This window comes from Candidatus Magnetaquicoccus inordinatus (assembly GCF_004217665.1).
Lineage (GTDB): Bacteria > Pseudomonadota > Magnetococcia > Magnetococcales > Magnetaquicoccaceae > Magnetaquicoccus > Magnetaquicoccus inordinatus.
In genome coordinates this window covers 6502-9101 of sequence record NZ_RXIU01000146.1, presented here as the reverse complement: position 1 = coordinate 9101, position 2600 = coordinate 6502, and the positions used below count along the sequence as shown (strand labels likewise).

Below are 2600 nucleotides of genomic sequence, written 5' to 3'. Positions count from 1 at the left end.
GTAACAAAAATCACCGTTGAGTCGGGTCCATCTCACGGTAGAAGAGCAATTGCGGTAGGGGCTTTTTGAGGAGACCCTATTTATCTCTATCGTCCAGAAGGCGAGGCAGGAGTTGGAGCAGGGAGGCGCATTTCTTGTGCAGGTGGTTGATAGACGACAGGAGGCGGTTGATTCATACGCATGATGGCAAACATGGCACCGAGGATAAGCGCAGTTTGAGCGGCAAACATACCGGCTGTCCATTTGATGGTATCAGCCTTTGAGGATTCAATTTTTGATTCTATAACCGCTATGTCCCGTTTCAACTCGGTTTTTGCGGTTTCGATTTCCTTTTTCAATTCGGCCTTTGTCGCTTCCACTTTGGCATCGATGGCGGCAATGTCGCGTTTCAATTCGGCCTTTATTTCAGCCATATCATGTTGCAACGTGACAATATCGCGCTTTGTCGCCAGGCGATCCTCTGCCATGGCCATAAAGGTTTCAGCCTGAATAGCGGCCTGTTGTTCATCCATTCCGGCATCACGCAAGCGACGCACATAGGCATACGAATCAAAGACGAAGGACGCGCTTTTGTAGCCGCTTTCGCTGTTTGTCTCTGTGCTCATGATGGCTATCCCTTCTGACTGGATGGTTTCCCCCATCATCCTCTTTTCGTCATGGCAAAGTCAACAGGCTTATCAATGAACCCGTTGGACATGAGCGATTGCATGACTACCATCGGCATGCGATGGAGGAGGCAAAAAGGGGGCACTAAATCGGTTTGTTGGTATATTCACAGTGTACGGGCTTTTTGGCGCGTTACCATTAAACATATATAATCACTTGACAGTCAAAAATGATGGTGGTATGTTTTGTGATAGCTTTTCCTTCTGTTAGAGGAGGTACCTTTAGATGCGCCGCAAAGCTAAAAGATAAGGCATTTCAAGTAAACTGACGCGGTGGCGATGTTTTTGTTTGCCAATCCGTCTGATGGTGGTACATGTGTTACGATGACAGTTTTGGTGGTACAATGTATTAACAACTACGAGAGTATGATACCTATGAATAAGCTTCCGACCTATGACAGTCTGATGAACCCGCTTTTGGCGGCACTACGCGAACTTGGAGGTTCTGGGGCTGTTGAGGAGATTTACGCCAAGACCGTGGAGTTGACAGGATTAACAGAGGAAATTCTGGCTCAAGCCCATGATCCAGACAGGAGTAATCAAACGGAAATCGGGTATCGTCTCGCTTGGGCGCGCACATATCTCAAAAAATACGGATTAGTTGAAAATTCAAGACGTGGTGTCTGGTCTCTGACAGAAAAGGCCAAGACCTTTGAAGTTGTAGATTCTGATGAAGTAGTTCGTTTTGTTCGTGCCCTCGACAAAACTGATAAGCAAAACCTACCGAAAAAGAGAGTGTCTAACGAAACTGTACGGGAATTATCTGAAGAGGAAGGATGGAAAGACAAACTTTTTGTTGTTCTCACGCAAACACTTGACCCGGCAGGTTTTGAGCGATTGATTCAGCGCGTTCTGCGCGAATCCGGATTTATTCATGTCGAGGTAACAGGCCGCACAGGCGATGGTGGAATTGACGGAAAGGGTATTGCTCGTATTCACGGTTTTATGAGCTTTCATGTTTTTTTTCAATGTAAGCGTTATAAAGATTCAGTTTCTGCCGCTGAGGTTCGTGATTTTCGTGGCGCTATGGTTGGCCGTGCTGACAAAGGATTGCTTATTACAACAGGCTCTTTTACCCCGGCTGCTGTAAAAGAAGCAAAAAGAGATGGTGCACCACCAATTGATCTTATCGATGGCAATGAAATTGCGGAGAAACTAAAGGAGTTGTCGCTTGGAGTAAAAACCGAACTTATCGAACATATCAGTATTGATACAACATGGTTTGAAAGCATATGATGTATATGGAAATCTAAAACAGCAGTTGCGTGCTCTGGTTTTTATGCGTTTCTGTGGGTGCTATAGTGATCCTCGATGTTGAGTTGTTGGGGATGATGATGTTCTTCTTACAGGAGGCACGGCAGGAGCTGGAGCAGGGAGGCGCATCTCTTGTGCAGGTGTTTGATAGACGACAGGAGGCGGTTGGTTTATACGCATGATGGCGAACAGGGCACCGAGGATATACGCATGATGGCGAACATGGCACCGAGGATAAGCGCAGTTTGAGCGGCAAACATGCCGGCTGTCCATTTGATGGTATCAGCTTTTGAGGATTCAATTTTTGATTCTATAACCGCCATGTCCCGTTTCAACTCGGCTTTTGTCGCTTCCATCCGGGCATCAATGGCAGCAATATCTCGTTGCAACTCGGCCTTTGCGGTTTCGATTTCCTTCTTTAATTCGGCTTTGGTGGTTTCGATTTCCTTTTTCAATTCGGCCTTTGTCGCTTCCACTTTGGCATCGATAGTCGCTATGTCTCGTTGCAGAGTAGCAATATCATGTTTCGTCGCTAAACGATCTTCTGCCATGGCCATAAAGGTTTCAGCCTGAATAGCGGCCTGTTGTTCATCCATTCCGGCATCACGCAAGCGGCGTACATAGGCATACGAATCAAAGACGAAGGATGCTCCTTTGTATCCGCTTTCGCTGTTTGTCTCT

3 protein-coding genes are annotated in these 2600 nt (G+C 46.5%); 1 reads left to right on the top strand and 2 read right to left on the bottom strand.

Features of this window, described 5'->3' with window-relative positions:
- Window positions 1-86 precede the first annotated feature (86 nt).
- The gene (locus EJP87_RS10915; RefSeq protein WP_193771301.1) at window positions 87-605 is read right to left on the bottom strand and encodes a CCDC90 family protein; all 519 of its coding nucleotides are present in this window, start codon (window positions 603-605) and stop codon (window positions 87-89) included.
- A 435-nt stretch (window positions 606-1040) separates the two neighbouring features.
- Between EJP87_RS10915 and EJP87_RS10910 the strand changes: the two genes are divergently transcribed.
- The gene (locus EJP87_RS10910) at window positions 1041-1901 is read left to right on the top strand and encodes a restriction endonuclease (RefSeq protein WP_227657583.1); all 861 of its coding nucleotides are present in this window, start codon (window positions 1041-1043) and stop codon (window positions 1899-1901) included.
- Window positions 1902-2089: 188 nt separating this feature from the next.
- Here EJP87_RS10910 and EJP87_RS10905 read toward each other — a convergent pair.
- On the bottom strand, window positions 2090-2600 hold a 511-nt coding region (locus tag EJP87_RS10905; RefSeq protein WP_193771300.1), incomplete at its 5' end, for a coiled-coil domain-containing protein.